Genomic DNA, 15816 nt, shown 5'->3' on the forward strand with positions numbered 1-15816 from the left:
TCAGGACATGACTACAGGTTCAACGATCTCGCCGAGCATTTCTTCAGCCTCCGACAGGAAAGTTTCATGGCGCGGGATCTCGAAGTGCCCGCAATCGAGCCATTCCCCGCCCATGCCCGGCTGCTCCAGTTGCGCCGCCAGCTCCATGGCCTCCTCTTCCCGGCCCAGCGTCCACCAGCACACCGGCGAGACGGCCAGCGGCGGGCAGCGCTCCAGCTCCAGCGACAAGCGCTTGAGCCGACGCGCGACGCTGAACACATGGGCCAGTTCATCGGCGCCCAGGGCCACGTAGGTCGATGCCCCACGCTCGGCCCCCAGGGCGGCCTCGAACACCGCCCGCACCGCCTGCGCCGACTCTTCGCCGTCGATGGCCGCGCCCGCAGCCGCCTGCGGCAGGGTCACCCGCAGGAAGTCGCGCAGGTCGGCCTGCCAGTCGTCCACCGCCCCGGCGTTCACGGCCGCCGACGGCACGAAGCTGTCCACCAGGCCGACGAACTCGACCTGCTGGCCGGCCTGCTCCAACTGCGCGGCCATCAGCATCGCCAGCGTCCCGCCCAGCGACCAGCCCAACAGGTGATACGGCCCCTGCGGCTGCTTCGCGCGGATCTGCGCCACGTAGTCGCTGGCCATGCGCTCCAGCGACACATCGCTGAAGGCCGGGTCCAGCAGCATCCGCGACTGGATCGCCAGCACCTGGCGCCGACCGCCCAGACGACGGGCCAACGGCTCGTAGTCGAACACCGTGCCGAAGCCTGCGTGAATGCAGAACAGCGGCGCCCGGCCCTTGACCTCGGCGTTCATCGCCAGCAGCCCGGAGGCCTTTTCGGCGCTGCCCTGAACGCTGGCCACCAGTTCCGCGATGCTCGGCTTCTGCATCAGGTCGCGCAGCTTCAGGCTCAGGCCCTGGGCCTTCAGCACGCGGCTGCGCGCCACCACTTGCAGGCTCAGGATCGAATCACCGCCCAGTTCGAAGAAGTTGTCGGTCAGGCCGACGCGTTCGATCTTCAGCACGTCCTGCCAGATGCCCGCCAAGGCCTTTTCCAGCTCGGTGCGCGGCGCCACGTAGTCCTGACGCTGTTCGGCGCCAGGATCCGGCAATGCCTTGCGGTCGAGCTTGCCGTTCGGGGTGAGCGGCATGCGCTCAAGCAACATCAGGTGCGCAGGCACCATGTAGTCCGGCAGGCTGGCCTTGAGCTGCTCGCGCAGGCGTTCGCACAAACCGTCCGCCGGTGCATCGGCGGCGGCCAGCACATAGCCGAGCAATTGCTTGCCGCCGGCACCCTCGCGGGCCACCACGGCGGCGTCGCGCACGCCCGGCAGTTGCTTGAGCCGCGCCTCGACCTCACCCAGCTCGATGCGGAACCCGCGGATCTTCACCTGATGGTCGATCCGGCCCAGGTAGTCGACGGTGCCGTCCGCACGCTGGCGCACCAGGTCGCCAGTGCGGTACAGGCGGCTGCCGTCGGCGCTGAACGGGTTGGCCACGAAGCGCTCGGCGGTGCCGCCGGCGCGTCCCAGGTAACCCCGGGCCAACGCGCCGCCCAGGTACAGTTCGCCCGCCACCCCGACCGGCAAGCGGTTGAGGTCGCTGTCGAGCACATACCCGCTGCGCTCACCGACCACGCTGCCGATCGGCGCGTACGCCGCCCCGCACACATCCTGCGCGCCGGCCTTCCAGATCAGCGGCGTGACCACGGTTTCGGTCGGGCCGTAGCCGTTGATGATGTACTGCGGCTTGAGCGCACGCTTGGCCAGTTCGAAGCTCGCCACCGGCACCGCGTCGCCGCCGAAGCAGTAGATGCGCACCGGCGGCGGGTTGCCGTCCTGCTCGGCGTGTTCGGCCAACTGCTGCAGGTAGACCGGCGGGAACGCCGCCACGGTCACGCCGTGCCGGTGCATCGCGCTGTAGGTCTGCTCGGCGGTCCACAGGCTGTCGTCCCGGATCAGCAGGCGCGCACCGTGGGTCAGCGTGGTCAGCCAGCGTTCATGGGCGCCGTCGAAGGCGAACGACATGAAGTGCAGCTCGCAGTCCGCTTCGCTCATTTCGTAGCGCTCGCCGATGGCCCGGCAATGCATCGCCAGCGGCCCGTGGGCGACACCGACGCCCTTGGGCAGGCCGGTGGAGCCGGAGGTATAGATCACGTAGGCCAGGTTGCCCGGCTGCACCGCGACCTCTGGCGCGCGGTCCGGTCGGTCGCCCAGCGCCAGGCGGTCCAGTTCCAGCACCCGCAGGCCGTCCTGCACCGGCATCACCTGCCGCAGGCCCGAATCGCTGAGCAGCAACGCGATGCCCGAATCGCGCATCAGGTAACTCAGGCGCTCACGCGGGTACGTCGCGTCCAGCGGCACATAGGCGCCGCCGGCCTTGAGCACCGCCAGCAGGGCGACGATCATGTTTTCGCTGCGCGGCAGCGCCACGCCGACCCGCACTTCCGGGCCGACGCCTTCGGCGATCAGCGCATGGGCCAGGCGGTTGGCCCGGGCCTCGATCTGGCCGTAGCTGAAGGCCTGGTCATTGAACACCACGGCGGTCTGCTCGCTGCGCTGGATCGCCCACTGCGCGATGCGCTCATGCACCGCCGGTGCCGGCGGTTGTGGCGCGGCTTCGGCCGGCGCCACAGCCTGGGCGGTCGGCAGACCGATGCGGCCCAGCGGTTGCGCGGCGTCTTGCGCCAACGCTTCCAGCAGCCCTTCCATGTCGCTGCGGATGCCTTCCACGGTCGCCCGGTCGAAGTGCTCGCGCAGGAACATGTATTCGATCACCAGACCGTCTTCGAGCGTGACCATCAGGTCCATCGGGAAGTTGGTCAGACCGGCGCTGTCGCTCTCGCCGAACGTCAGCGAATCGTCGCGCCACTCGCGCAGCGCCTGGTCGATCGGATGGTTCTCGAACACGATGATGCTGTCGAACAGCGACTGCCCGGTGCGCCCGGCCCAACGCTGGACGTCGGACAGCGGCGTGTACTCGCGCTCGCGCATTTCCAGGTTGAAGTCCTGCAGATCGCGCAGCCACGGGCCCACCGCCTGTTCGGCCGGCACGTCCTTGATCACCGGCAAGGTGTTGATGAACAGGCCCAGGATCGACTCCGACGCCGGCAGGCTCGCCGGCCGTCCGGCCACGGTGGCGCCGAACGTCACGGTGCGCTGGCCGCTGTAGCGGCTGAGCAGCATCAGCCACGCGCCCTGCACCAGGGTGTTGAGGGTGACCTGCTGGGCCTGGGCAAATGCCTTGAGCCGTTCGGTGCGGGCTTCGCCCAGTCGGCTGTACAGCGCCTCGTGACCGCGCCCCTCGCCGGTGCGCGCCACGGTGTCGGCCAGGTACGTCGGTTCGTCGAGCAGGCTCAGGTGCCCGCGCCAGAAGCCTTCGCTGGCGTTGGCGTCCTGCTGTTGCAGCCAGTTGATGTAGCGACGGTAAGGCACGGCCGCAGCCAGCGGCTGGCCGGAGTACTGGCTCAGCACCTCGCCGATCAGCTGCGAACTGCTCCAGCCGTCGATCAGGATGTGGTGATAGGTCCAGATCAGCTGATGGCTGTCCTCGCCCACCCGCACCAGCGTCAGGCGTTGCAGCGGCGGACGGTCAAGGTCGAAGCCCTTGGCCCGCTCGTCGGCGGCCAGCGCCTGCAGGGCCGCTTGCGAATGATCCTGGTCGCGCCAATCGAGCAGGCTGACCGGCAATTGAGGATCGGCCAGCACGAACTGCAGCGGCTCGGCCATGTCCTGCCAGAGGAAACCGGTGCGCAGGATGTCGTGGCGGCGGCTCACCGCCTCCCACGCCGCCTTGAACCGCGCAGGCTCAAGACCCTGCACCGGAATGCTCACCTGGTTGATGTACAGGTCGGCTTCCGGCGAGTTCAGGCCCAGGAACAGCATGCCCTGCTGCATCGGCGACAACCGGTACAGGCCATCGAGCCGGCCTTGCGGCAACGGCAGCGCGGCGACCTGAGCCTCGCTCAGGCCATGCAGCGGCATGTCCACCAGCGCGGTCTGCGGCGCAGGTGTGCCTTCGGCGGCCTGGGCACGCAGGGCCAGTTGCTGAATGGTCGGCTGCTGGAACAGGTCTTTCGGGCTCAGTTCGATGCCCTGCTGACGGGCGCGGCTGACCACCTGGATCGAGACGATCGAATCGCCGCCCAAGGCGAAGAAACTGTCGGTGGTGCTGACCCGCTCAAGGCCCAGCACCTCTTTCCAGATGTCCACCAGCGCCTGCTCCACCGCACCGGACGGCTCGACGTGGTGCTGCGCCGCCGAGAACTCCAGGGCCGGCAGGCGTTTACGGTCCAGCTTGCCGTTGGGGCTCAGCGGCATCTGCGCCAGCCAGACCCGGTGCGCCGGCACCATGTAGTCCGGCAGGCTCGCGCCCAGCCAGTCCGACAGGCTGTCGTGCAGCGCGTTGCGCACGGCCTCGGCGGCGTCCACGGTCGCCGGATCGCTCGGCACCAGGTAGGCCACCAGTTGCTGGCTGCCCAGCACGTCACGGGCGACCACCACGGCTTCGCGCACGGCGGCGTGCTCCACCAGCCGCGCCTCGATTTCGCCCAGCTCGATGCGCAGGCCGCGCAGCTTGACCTGATGGTCGATCCGGCCGACGTACTCGATCACGCCGTCGGCGCGGTAGCGCGCCAGGTCACCGGTGCGGTACAGGCGCTCGCCGGCACCGAACGGGCTGGCGACGAAACGCTCGGCGCTCAGCCCCGGCCGGCGGTGGTAGCCGCGGGCCAGGCCCACGCCGCCCAGGTACAGCTCGCCGGCCACGCCCGCCGGCAGCGGATTGAGCCCGCTGTCGAGGATGAAGGTCGACAGGTTGGCGATCGGCTGGCCGATCGGCACACCGTCGCGGCCCTCGTCGCGGCACGTCCAGTGGGTCACGTCGATGGCCGCCTCGGTCGGGCCGTACAGGTTGTACAGGCCGGCCTGCGGCAGCTTGGCGAACACCTGCACCTGCGCATCCACCGGCAGCGCTTCACCGCTGCACACGATGCGGGTCAGGCCGGTGCAGCTCGACACCCCGGCGTCCTGCAGGAAGGCCTGGAGCATCGACGGCACGAAGTGCAGCGTGGTGACGCGCTCGGCGTTGATCAGCGCGATCAGCTTTGCCGGATCGCGGTGGTCGCCCGGTGCGGCGACGACCAGCCGCGCACCGGTCATCAGCGGCCAGAAGAACTCCCACACCGACACGTCGAAGCTGAAAGGGGTCTTTTGCAGCACGGTGTCGGCGGCGTCCAGGCCATAAGCCTGCTGCATCCACATCAGGCGGTTGGTCAGGGCCCGGTGCGAGTTGCCCGCGCCTTTCGGCATCCCGGTGGAACCGGAGGTGTAGATCACATAGGCCAGGTTGGCGGCGTCGTACGGCACCTGCGGGTTGTGGGTCGACAGGTCGGCGAAGTCCGCGCCCGTCGGCTCCAGGCACACGGTCTGCACGCCCTCGGGGATCGGCAGGCTGGCCAGCAAATGCGGCTGGGTCAGCAACAGGCCGATGCCGCTGTCGCCGATCATGTGGCTGAGGCGGTCGCGCGGGTATTCCGGATCCAGCGGCACGTAGGCGCCACCGGCCTTGAGGATCGCCAGCAGGCCGACGACCATTTCCAGGCTGCGCTCGACCGCGATGCCCACCAGCCCGTCCGGGCCGACGCCCCGGGCGATCAGCCCGTGGGCCAACTGGTTGGCCCGGGCGTTGAGCTGGGCGTAGCTCAGGGTCTGGCCGGCGAACACCAGCGCCGGGGCGTCCGGAGTGCGCAGGGCCTGGGCTTCGATCAGGCTGTGCACGCCCTGCTCCAGCGGATAGTCGATGCCGGTGGCGTTCCACTGCTCGACCATCAAGCGGCGGTCGGCGGCGTCCAGCAGGTCCAGGGCGCCGAGGCGGGCGTCCCCCGACTGCACCATTTGCGACAACAGGTTGTTCAGTTGCGCGCTCAGGCGTTCGATCACCGAATCGGTGAACGACCCGCGCCGGTAGCTGTAGTGCAGCGACAGCTCATCGCTGACGTTCACCGCCAGGGTCAGCGGGTAGTTGGTCTGCTCGTGGTTGTCGACGCCGCCGAAGCGCAGCTCCTGCGGTGCGCCCTCCTCCAGCGCCTGGGACACCGGGTAGTTCTCGAACACCAGAATGTTGTCGAACAGCGCCTCGCCGCTCTGCCCGGCCCAACGCTGAATGTCGAACAGCGGCGTGTGCTCGTGCTCGCGCAGGGCGATGTTCTGCGCCTGCACGCTCTGCAGCCACTGGCCGACGCTGTGCTCGGAACGCGGGCTGGCGATCACCGGCAAGGTGTTGATGAACAGGCCGATCTGCTGCTCGACGCCCTTGAGCTCGGTCGGGCGGCCGGCCACGGTGGCGCCGAACGCCACGCTCTCCTGCCCGGTCAGGCGTTGCAGCAGCAACAGCCACGCGGCCTGGATCAAGGTGTTGAGGGTGACCTTCTGCTGCCGGGCGAACTCGCCCAGGCGGCGGGTCTGCGCGGCGTCGATGAACACGTAGCGTTCGCCGTGACCGTCGCGCGGCGCGTCGCCATGGGGAGCGGCGATCGCCTGGGCCAGGCGCGTCGGCTCTTGCAGGTGGGCCAGTTGCGCCGTCCAGAACCGTTCGCTGACCGTGGCGTCCTGACGCTGCAGCCATTCGATGTAATCGCGGTAGCGGCCGGTCGGCGCCGGCAGCGTTTCGCCGGCGTAGCGCTGAAGCACTTCGCCGAGCAGCTGCGAGTTGCTCCAGCCGTCCATCAGGATGTGATGGTTGGTGTAGATCAGGTGGCAGCGCCGGTCATCCAGACGCACCACCGCCATGCGCAGCAGCGGCCCTTGGCCGAGGTCGAAGCCCTCGGCCTGCTCGTCGGCCGCCAGCGCGTCGAGCGCGGCTTCGGCGTCGTCGCGACCGCGCCAGTCGAGCACGCGGAACGGCATCGGCAGTTGCTTGTGCACCACCTGCACCGGCCTCGCCAGGTCACCTTGCCAGACAAACCCGGTACGCAGAATGTCGTGGCTGTCCACCGCCGCCTGCCAGGCTTGGCAAAAGCGTTGCGGGTCGAGGCCTTCGACGTCCAGGCGCACCTGGTTGATGTAGTCGCCGGACGCTTGCTCGTAGAGGCTGTGGAACAGCATGCCTTGCTGCATCGCCGACAGCGGGTAGATGTCGGCGATCTGCTGGGCCGGCCACGGCAGGCTGTCGAGCTGCGCCTGGGTCAACCCGGCCAGCGGGAAGTCCGACGGCGTCAGGCCTTCGGCGCCCGGCGTCACGCAATGGGCGATCAGCGCGGCAAGTTCGTCGGCGTAGTCCTGGGCCAGCCGTTCGATGGTGGCGCTGTCGAAGCGCTCGCCGCTGAAGGTCCAGCCGACGCTCAGTTCGCCGCCGTACACCTGACCGTTGAGGGTCAGCCAGTTGCCCATCGGCGCATCGGGGCTCTGCTCCAGGCCGGCGTTGTCCGGAGCCGGCGCGAACAGCGCGCCGTCGTCGGCCTCGAAGCTGCCGTCGAACTGGCCCAGGTAGTTGAAGGTGATGCGCGGGCTCGGCAGCGCCCGCAGGCTGGCCTGGGCCTGGGCATCGCCCAAGTGGCGCAGGGCGCCGAAGCCGATGCCCTTGTTCGGGATCGCGCGCAGTTGCTCCTTGATGCGCTTGATCGACTCGCCCGCCCCTTCGGCCGGGGTCAGGCGCACCGGGAACAGGCTGGTGAACCAGCCCACGGTGCGGGTCAGGTCGACGCCGTCGAACAGTTCTTCACGGCCGTGGCCTTCCAGCTGGATCAGTGTCGACGGCTGGCCGCTCCAGCGTCCGATCACCCGCGCCAGCGCCGTCAGCAGCAGGTCGTTGACCTGGGTGCGGTAGGCCGCCGGGGCTTCTTGCAGCAGTTGCCGGGTCAGCTCGGCGCTGAGGCGGGTCTGCACGGTCTGCGCCAGACGGTTCTGCTGGCCGGCGTCGAGACGCTTGCACGGCAGGTCGGTGGCGGCGCCGCAGAGGCAGGCCTGCCAGTAGGCCAGTTCCTGCTGCAGCACCGGGCCGTTGGCGTAGCGCTGCAAGTGCGCGCTCCAGTCCTTGAACGCCGTGGTCTTGGCCGGCAGTTCCGGCGCCTGGCCGTCGACCGCTTGCCGGTAGGCGTTCTGCAGGTCTTCCAACAGAATCCGCCACGACACGCCGTCCACCGCCAGGTGATGGATCACCAGCAACAGACGCTGGCTGCCGTCGGCCAGGGTGGCCAGCACCGCGCGCAGCAACGGGCCGTCTTGCAGGTCAAGACTGCGCTGGGCACGGTTGCCCAGGGCTTCGAGCGCCGCGATGTCGGCGATGTCTTCCAGCCAGAGCAAGGCCTGCGGCAGAGCCTCCACCGCCAGGTGCTCGGCCTGCCAGGCCTCGCCCTCCCGGCGGAAACTCAGGCGCAGGGCATCGTGATGCACCGCCAGGGCCTGCAGCGCCTGCTCGACCTTGTCGGCCTGAAGCGGCTGACGCGGCTTGAGCAGCACCGACTGGTTCCAGTGGTGACGCTCGGGGATGTCATCCTCGAAGAACTGCTGCTGGATCGGCAGCAGCGACGCTGCACCGGTGACCGCTTGCTGGTCGATGCCGGACACGTCCTCGCCGATCTGCGCCACCAGGGCCAGACGCTGCACGGTCTGGTGCTGGAACAGGTCTTTGGGGTTGAGGCGGATGCCGGCCTGACGGGCGCGGCTGACCACCTGGATCGAGATGATCGAATCGCCGCCCAGTTCAAAGAAGTTGTCGTTCAGGCCCACTTGCTCAAGCTTGAGCACGTCCTGCCAGATGTCGGCCAGACGCCGCTCCAGCTCGCTTTGCGGGGCCTGGTAGGCTTGCTGCGCCTGGCTCGCGTCCGGCGACGGCAGGCTACTGCGGTTGAGCTTGCCGTTGGCGGTCAGCGGCAGCTGCGCCAGCAGCAACAGGTGCGCCGGGATCATGTGGTCCGGCAGGTTTTCCTTGAGCGCGGCGCGCACGTCGTCACGCCAGCGGGCTTGCTCCGTCGCGTCGGCGTCCAGCAGCGCGGCATCGGCCGGCACCAGGTACGCCACCAGTTGCTGGCCGCTCGGGCCTGGCTGCGCCAGCACCACGGCCTGGGTGATCGCCGCCTGCTCCAGCAGTTGTGCTTCGATCTCGCCCAGCTCGATGCGGAAGCCGCGGATCTTCACCTGATGGTCGATCCGCCCGATGTATTCGATCACGCCGTCGGCGCGGTAGCGCGCCAGGTCGCCGGTGCGGTACAGGCGACCGCCGTCGGCGGCGAACGGGTCGGGAATGAAGCGCAGCGTGGTCAGGTCAGGCCGGTTCAGGTAGCCCCGGGCCAGGCCCGCTCGACCCACGTACAGCTCGCCGATGCAGCCCTTGGCCACCGGGTTGAGGTCGCCGTCGAGCAAGTACCACGACAGATCCGGGATCGGCTCGCCGATCGGGCTGCTGGCGTCACGCGAAAGATCCGCCAACGAGATCGGCCGGTAGGTCACGTGCACCGTGGTTTCGGTGATGCCGTACATGTTGATCAGTTGCGGAGCGCGGTCGCCGAAGCGGTCGAACCACGGCCGCAGGCTCTTGACCTCCAGCGCCTCGCCGCCGAACACCACGTAGCGCAGCGCCGGTTGCAGCGCCGCGTGTTCCGGGGCGCACGCCACTTGCATCAGCTGCTTGAACGCCGACGGGGTCTGGTTGAGCACGGTGATGCCTTCGCGGCACAGCAAGGCGTAGAAGTCTTCCGGCGAACGGCTGACCTCGTAAGGCACCACCACCAGTTTGCCGCCGTACAGCAGCGCGCCGAAGATCTCCCACACGGAGAAGTCGAAGGCGTAGGAATGGAACAGGCTCCAGGCGTCCTGGGCACCGAAGCCGAACCAGGCGTCGGTGGCCTCGAACAGACGCAGCACGTTGCGGTGCGCGAGCAAGGTGCCCTTCGGCTGGCCGGTGGAGCCGGAGGTGTAGATCACGTAGGCCAGGTTGTCCGGGCTCATGTCCACGTTCGGGTTGGCGTCGCTGTAGCCTTCCAGGCCGTCGCGCTCTTGGTCGAGCATCAGGCTGCGCACCGATTCCGGCACCGGCAAGCGGCCGAGCAGATGGCTCTGGGTCAGCAGCAGGCCGATGCCGCTGTCGCCGATCATGTAGGCCAGACGGTCCTGCGGATAGGTCGGGTCGAGCGGCACGTAGGCGCCGCCGGCCTTGAGGATCGCCAGCAGGCCGACGAGCATGTCGAGGCTGCGCTCCACCGCCAGGCCGACGCGCACGTCTGGCCCCACGCCGCTGGCGATCAGCTTGTGCGCCAGCGGGTTGGCGCGGGCGTTGAGCTCGCCGTAGGTCAGGGCCTGTCCGTCGCAGGTCACGGCCACCGCGTGCGGGGCCCGCTCGGCTTGGTCTTCGATCAGGCGGTGCAGGCAGCGCTCGCCCGGGAACGCGGTCAGCGCCGGGTTCCATTGCGCCAGGGTGGCCTGACGCTCAGCGGCGTCCTGCACCGGCAGGTCGGCGATGCGCTGGCCGCAGTCGGCGACGATGCCGTGCAGCAGCGTCGTCCAGTGCTGCGCGAAGCGCGCCATGGTGGCGGCATCGAACAGGTCGGTGGCGTAGGTCAGTTCGGCCCAGACGTTGTCCACCGATTCGAACGTGTCCAGGGTCAGGTCGAACTGGGCGGTGTGCGACGCCCAGCCCAGGCCTTCGATCTCGACCTTCGCCAGGCGCGTGGCACCCGAGGCGCGGCGGGCCTGGCTCTGGTGGTTGTGCAGCACCTGGAACAGCGGGCTGTGGCTGAGGCTGCGCTCCGGTTGCAGGGCGTCCACCAGTTGCTCGAACGGCAGGTCCTGGTGGGCCTGGGCGCCGAGCACGGTGTTCTTCACCTGCTGCAGCAGGCTGCGGAAGGTCTGCTGGCTGTCGAACTCGGCCTTCAGCACCTGGGTGTTGACGAAGAAGCCGATCAGGCCTTCGGTCTCGACCCGGTTGCGGTTGGCCACCGGCACGCCGACGCGGATGTCGGCCTGGCCGCTGTAGCGGTGCAGCAAGGTCTGGAACGAGGCCAGCAGCAGCGCGAACAGGGTGACGTTCTCCCGTTGCGCCACCTGTTTGAGGCCGGCGGCCAGTTCCGCGCTGAGCGGGATGTCCTGACGCGCGCCGCGGTGGCTTTGCTCCGGCGGACGCGGACGGTCGGTCGGCAACTCCAGCAGCGGCTGTTCGCCGTCGCCCAGTTGCGCGGTCCAGTAGTCCAGTTGGCGCTCGCGTTCGCCGGCGTCCATCCACTGGCGTTGCCAAACGGCGTAGTCGGCGTACTGCACCGGCAACGCCGGCAGTTCGACGTTTTGGCCCTGGCTGTAGGCGGCGTACAGCGCCACCAGCTCATCGACCATGATGCCCATCGACCAGCCGTCGGAGACGATGTGGTGCAAGGTGATGATCAGCGCATGGTCATCGGCGGCCAGGCGCAGCAGCTTGACCCGCAGCAGCGGGCCCTTCTGCAGATCGAACAGGTGCAGGGTCTCGGCGGCGACCAACGCTTGCAGCGCGGCGTCGTCCAGGCCGCCGTCGATCACCTCGACCGGCAGCTCCAGCGCCCTCTGCGCCTGGATCACTTGCAGGGTCTGGCCCTGCTCCTCCACAAAGCAGGTGCGCAGGGATTCGTGGCGGGCGATCAGCGCATCGAAGCTGCGCCGCAACGCCGCCAGGTCCAGCTCGCCGCGCAGGCGCAGCGCCGCCGGCACGTGGTAGGCGGTGCTGGTCGGCTCCAGTTGCCAGAGGAACCACTGACGCTCCTGGGCGTAGGACAGCGCCAGCGGTTGCAGGCGCGGCAACGCCACGATCGGCGGCTCCTGACGGGCCTGATCGACCCCGAGCGCGGCGACGAAGTCCGCCAGGGTGCTGTGCTCGAACAGGGTGCGCAGCGGCACCTGCACGTTCAGCGCCTGACGCACCCGCGACACCACCTGGGTCACCAGCAGCGAGTGCCCGCCCAGCTCGAAGAAGTTGTCGCCAAGGCCCACTTGCTCAAGCTTCAGCACCGCTTGCCAGATGCCGGCCACGGTGTGCTGGGTGGCGGTCTGCGGCGCGATGTAGGCCGATTGCCGTTGGCTGGCGTCAGGCGCCGGCAGTGCCTTGCGGTCCACCTTGCCGTTGGGCGTCAGCGGCAGTTGCGCGAGGAACAGCAGATGCGCCGGCACCATGTACTCCGGCAGTTCGGCCTTGAGGCTGGCCTTGAGCGCGGCGCGCAACGCGGCCTCGCCGTCGGCGTCCAGGCTTGCGCCGTCGGCCGGCACCACGTAGCCCACCAGTTGCGGGCCGGTCGGGCCGTCCTGGGCCACGACCACGGTTTCGCGCACGCTATCGAGGGCCAGCAGGCGCGCTTCGATTTCCCCCAGTTCGATGCGGAAGCCGCGGATCTTCACCTGATGGTCGATCCGCCCGATGTACTCGATCACGCCTTCGGCGCGGTAGCGGGTCAGGTCGCCGGTGCGGTACAGGCGTTCGCCGGTGCCGGAGAACGGATCCGGCACGAAGCGTTCGGCGGTCAGGGCCGGACGCTGGAAGTAGCCGCGGGCCAGGCCGTCGCCGCCGATCAGCAGTTCGCCCGGCGCGCCGAGGGGGTTCAGTTCCAGGTCGCTGCCCAGGATGTACAGCGCGGTGTTGTCGATGGGCTTGCCGAGGAACGGACGGCTGCTGTCCGGGCTCAGCGGATGCAGCGCCGACCAGATGGTGGTTTCGGTCGGGCCGTACAGGTTCCAGACCTTCGCCGAGCGCGCCAGCATGCGCTGCGCCAGCTCCTGAGGCAGCGCCTCGCCGCCGCAGAGGAAGGTGCGGCCGTCGAGGATGGCGGCGTGTTCGTTGTCCAGCAGCATGCGCCAGGTGGACGGAGTGGCTTGCAGCATGCTCACGCCGTGGCGGGCGATCAGCTCCAGCACCGCCTGCGGGTCCTGGTGCACGTCCTTGCCGGTCAGCACCACGGCGGCGCCGGCCAGCAGCGGGCCGTAGATCTCAAGGCCGAAGATGTCGAACGAGAACGTGGTCAGCGACAGCATGCGGTCGGCAGCGGCGATCCCCGGTTGCCCGACCATGCTGACGACGAAGTTGCTCAGGGCGCCGTGGCGCACCATCACGCCCTTCGGTTTGCCGGTGGAGCCGGAGGTGTAGATCGTGTAGGCCAGGTGTTCGGCGTCCGACGCCACGTCAGGGGCCGATGTCGGGTAATCCGCCAGCCAGTCCTGCGGCCCGTCCAGCAGCACGGTGGCCAGGCCGGCCGGGATCGGCAGCAGCGTCTGCAGGTGGGATTGGGTCAGCAGCAGCTCAAGGCCGCTGTCCTCGATCATGTAGGCCAGGCGATCTTCCGGGTAGGCCGGGTCCAGCGGCACGTAGGCGCCGCCGGCCTTGAGGATCGCCAGCAGGCCGACGATCATTTCGACGCTGCGCTCGACGGCGATGCCCACCAGCCGGTCCGGGCCGACGCCCAGCTCGATCAGCTTGTGCGCGAGGCGGTTGGCGCGGTTGTCCAGTTCGGCGTAGGTCAGCTGCGCGTCGCCGACGATCAGGGCGACGGCGTCAGGCGTCTGCCGGGCCTGCAAGGCGATGCGCTGGTGCACGCACGGCGCTGGCGCGGCGTGGTCGACCACGCGGTTCCAGTCCTGCAGCAGCACTTTGTGTTCGCTGTCGTCCAGCAGCGGCAGTTCGCCGACACGCTGGTTTGGCGCGGCGACGATGCCGCGCAACAGGTTGAGCCAGTGACGGGCCAGGCGCTCGATGGTTTCAGGCTTGAACAGGTCGGTGGCGTAGGTCAGTTCCGCCGCCACGCCCTCGCTGGACTCGTAGGTGCCCAGGGTCAGGTCGAACTGCGCGGTGCGGCCCTCCCAGACGATGTCCTCGACGCTCAGTTGCGGCAGCTGCACCTGGCTCTGGCGCTGGGCCCGGTCGTTGACCGCCTGGTGGTTGTACATCACCTGGAACACCGGGCTGTGGCTGAGGCTGCGCTCCGGTTGCAGGGCTTCGATCAGTTGCTCGAACGGCAGATCCTGATGGGCCTGGGCCTCCATCGCCGCTTGCTTGACCTCGGCCAGCAGACGGTTGAACGGCAGTTGCCCGTGCACCTGGGCGCTGAGCACCTGGGTGTTGACGAAGAAGCCGATCAGGCCTTCGGTCTCGACCCGGTTGCGGTTGGCGGTCGGCACACCGACGCGGATCTGCGGCTGGCCGCTGTAGCGGTGCAGCAAGGCCTGGAACGAGGCCAGCAGCACCATGAACAGGCTGGCGCCTTCGCGCTGCGCCAGGTGCTTGAGCCCGTCGGCCAGGTCCGTCGGCAGGTTCAGGTCCAGGCGCGCGCCACGGAAGCTCTGCACCGCCGGGCGCGGATGGTCGATCGGCAGTTCCAGCACCGGCTGCTCGCCGCCCAGGGTCTTGACCCAGTACGCCAGTTGCCGCTCACGTTCGCCGGCCTCCAACCAGTGCCGTTGCCAGATCGCGTAGTCGGCGTACTGCACCGCCAGCGGCGGCAGGGTCAGCGGTTGGCCGGCGGTGTCGGCGGCGTACAGCTTGATCAGTTCGCCGACCAGCACCTGCATCGACCAGCCATCGGAAATGATGTGGTGCTGAATCAACGCCATGACATGGTCGTCGTCCGCCACCTTGAGCAGCGCGACCCGCAGCAGCGGGCCCTGCTGGAGGTTGAACGGGCGCGCGGTCTCGCCTTCGACGAACGCCTTGACGGCGGCGTCCACCGCCGCCGCGTCCAGCCCCGGCGCCAACGGCTGCACCGACACGCTCAACGGCATGTGCGGGTGGATCACCTGGCAGGTCTTTTCATCGTGCTCGACGAAGGTGGTGCGCAAGCTCTCGTGGCGCGCCACCAGGGCATTGAAGCTGCGCTCCAGCGCCGCGACGTCCAGCGCGCCCTTCAGGCGCAGGGCGCTGGGGATGTGGTACGCGGTGCTGTGCGGGTCCATCTGCCACAGGAACAACTGGCGTTCCTGGGCATAGGACAGCGGGATCGCCTCGAAGCCTGTACGGGTTTCCGGAATCGGCAGGTTGGCCGGCGAGACGCCCTCTTCGAGCATCTTTTCCAGGTACAGCTTACGTTTGTCCAGCGGCAGAGTGATAAAGCGCTTGGCAATCCTCAAAGCAACACTCGTGTCCATCAGACCTCCTCCATATCGTCAAGCAGGGCTTCCAGCTTGCTCAGTTTCTGTTCATTGATAGCCCCGCCTCCTGTATTGAGGTGAGCGACGAAGTCGCCCAGGACGGGGTGCTGGAATAGCAGTTGCGGAGTCAGGCTCAGCCCCAGTTCAAGGGCCATTCGCGACACGACATTCACCGCCAGCAGCGAGTGCCCGCCCAGTTCGAAGAAGTGATCGTTCAGACCGATCCGTCCGACGGACAGCACCTGCTGCCAGATCGCCGCGACCTGCTGCTCAAGCTCCGACTGCGGCGCGACGTACGCGGCCTGCATTTGGCTGGCGTCCACCGCCGGCAGCGCCTTGCGGTCGAGCTTGCCGTTGGGGGTCAGGGGCAGCTGTTCGAGGAACAACAGGTGCGCGGGAATCATGTAGTCAGGTAACGAAGACTTGAGGCCAGTCTTTAGTCCCTCGCGCAGTCGGCGTTGCGCCTCGCCGTCGGACAGATCCAGTTGCGCGGCGGCCACGTACGCCGCCAGTTGCGCGCCGCCCTCGCCGTCCACCGCCAGCACCGCCGCCTCGCGCACGCCCGGCTGGGCCAGCAGGCGCGCCTCGATTTCGCCCAGCTCGATGCGGTAGCCGCGGATTTTCACTTGGTGGTCGATCCGGCCCATGTACTCAAGCTCGCCGTCCTCGCGCAGGCGGATCAGGTCGCCGGTGCGGTACAGGCGCTCGCCGTCGCCGGCAAACGGATTGGGCACGAACTTC

2 protein-coding genes (1 of these 2 only partly in view) are annotated in these 15816 nt (G+C 68.7%); both read right to left on the reverse strand.

Going from position 1 to position 15816, the window contains the following annotated elements:
• Positions 1–15072: a non-ribosomal peptide synthetase gene (locus CAG31_RS28835; protein ID WP_085577539.1), complete on the reverse strand. Its 15072-nt coding sequence runs from the start codon at positions 15070–15072 to the stop codon at positions 1–3.
• Positions 15072–15816 carry the final stretch of a non-ribosomal peptide synthetase gene (locus CAG31_RS00590; RefSeq protein ID WP_085577540.1) on the reverse strand. The gene runs 11666 nt beyond the window's last position, so 745 of the gene's 12411 nt are visible here — the last part of the coding sequence; the start codon falls outside the window, past its right edge; its stop codon occupies positions 15072–15074. The genes CAG31_RS28835 and CAG31_RS00590 overlap by 1 nt, the downstream gene beginning before the upstream one ends.

It is taken from the genome of Pseudomonas sp. R25(2017) (genome assembly GCF_002112565.1).
Lineage (GTDB): Bacteria > Pseudomonadota > Gammaproteobacteria > Pseudomonadales > Pseudomonadaceae > Aquipseudomonas > Aquipseudomonas ekonensis.

What these genes read in the sequence shown, in the direction of transcription:
- CAG31_RS28835 (WP_085577539.1), bottom strand. Translation starts at nt 15,072, where the DNA reads ATGGACACGAGTGTTGCTTTGAGGATTGCCAAGCGCTTTATCACTCTG.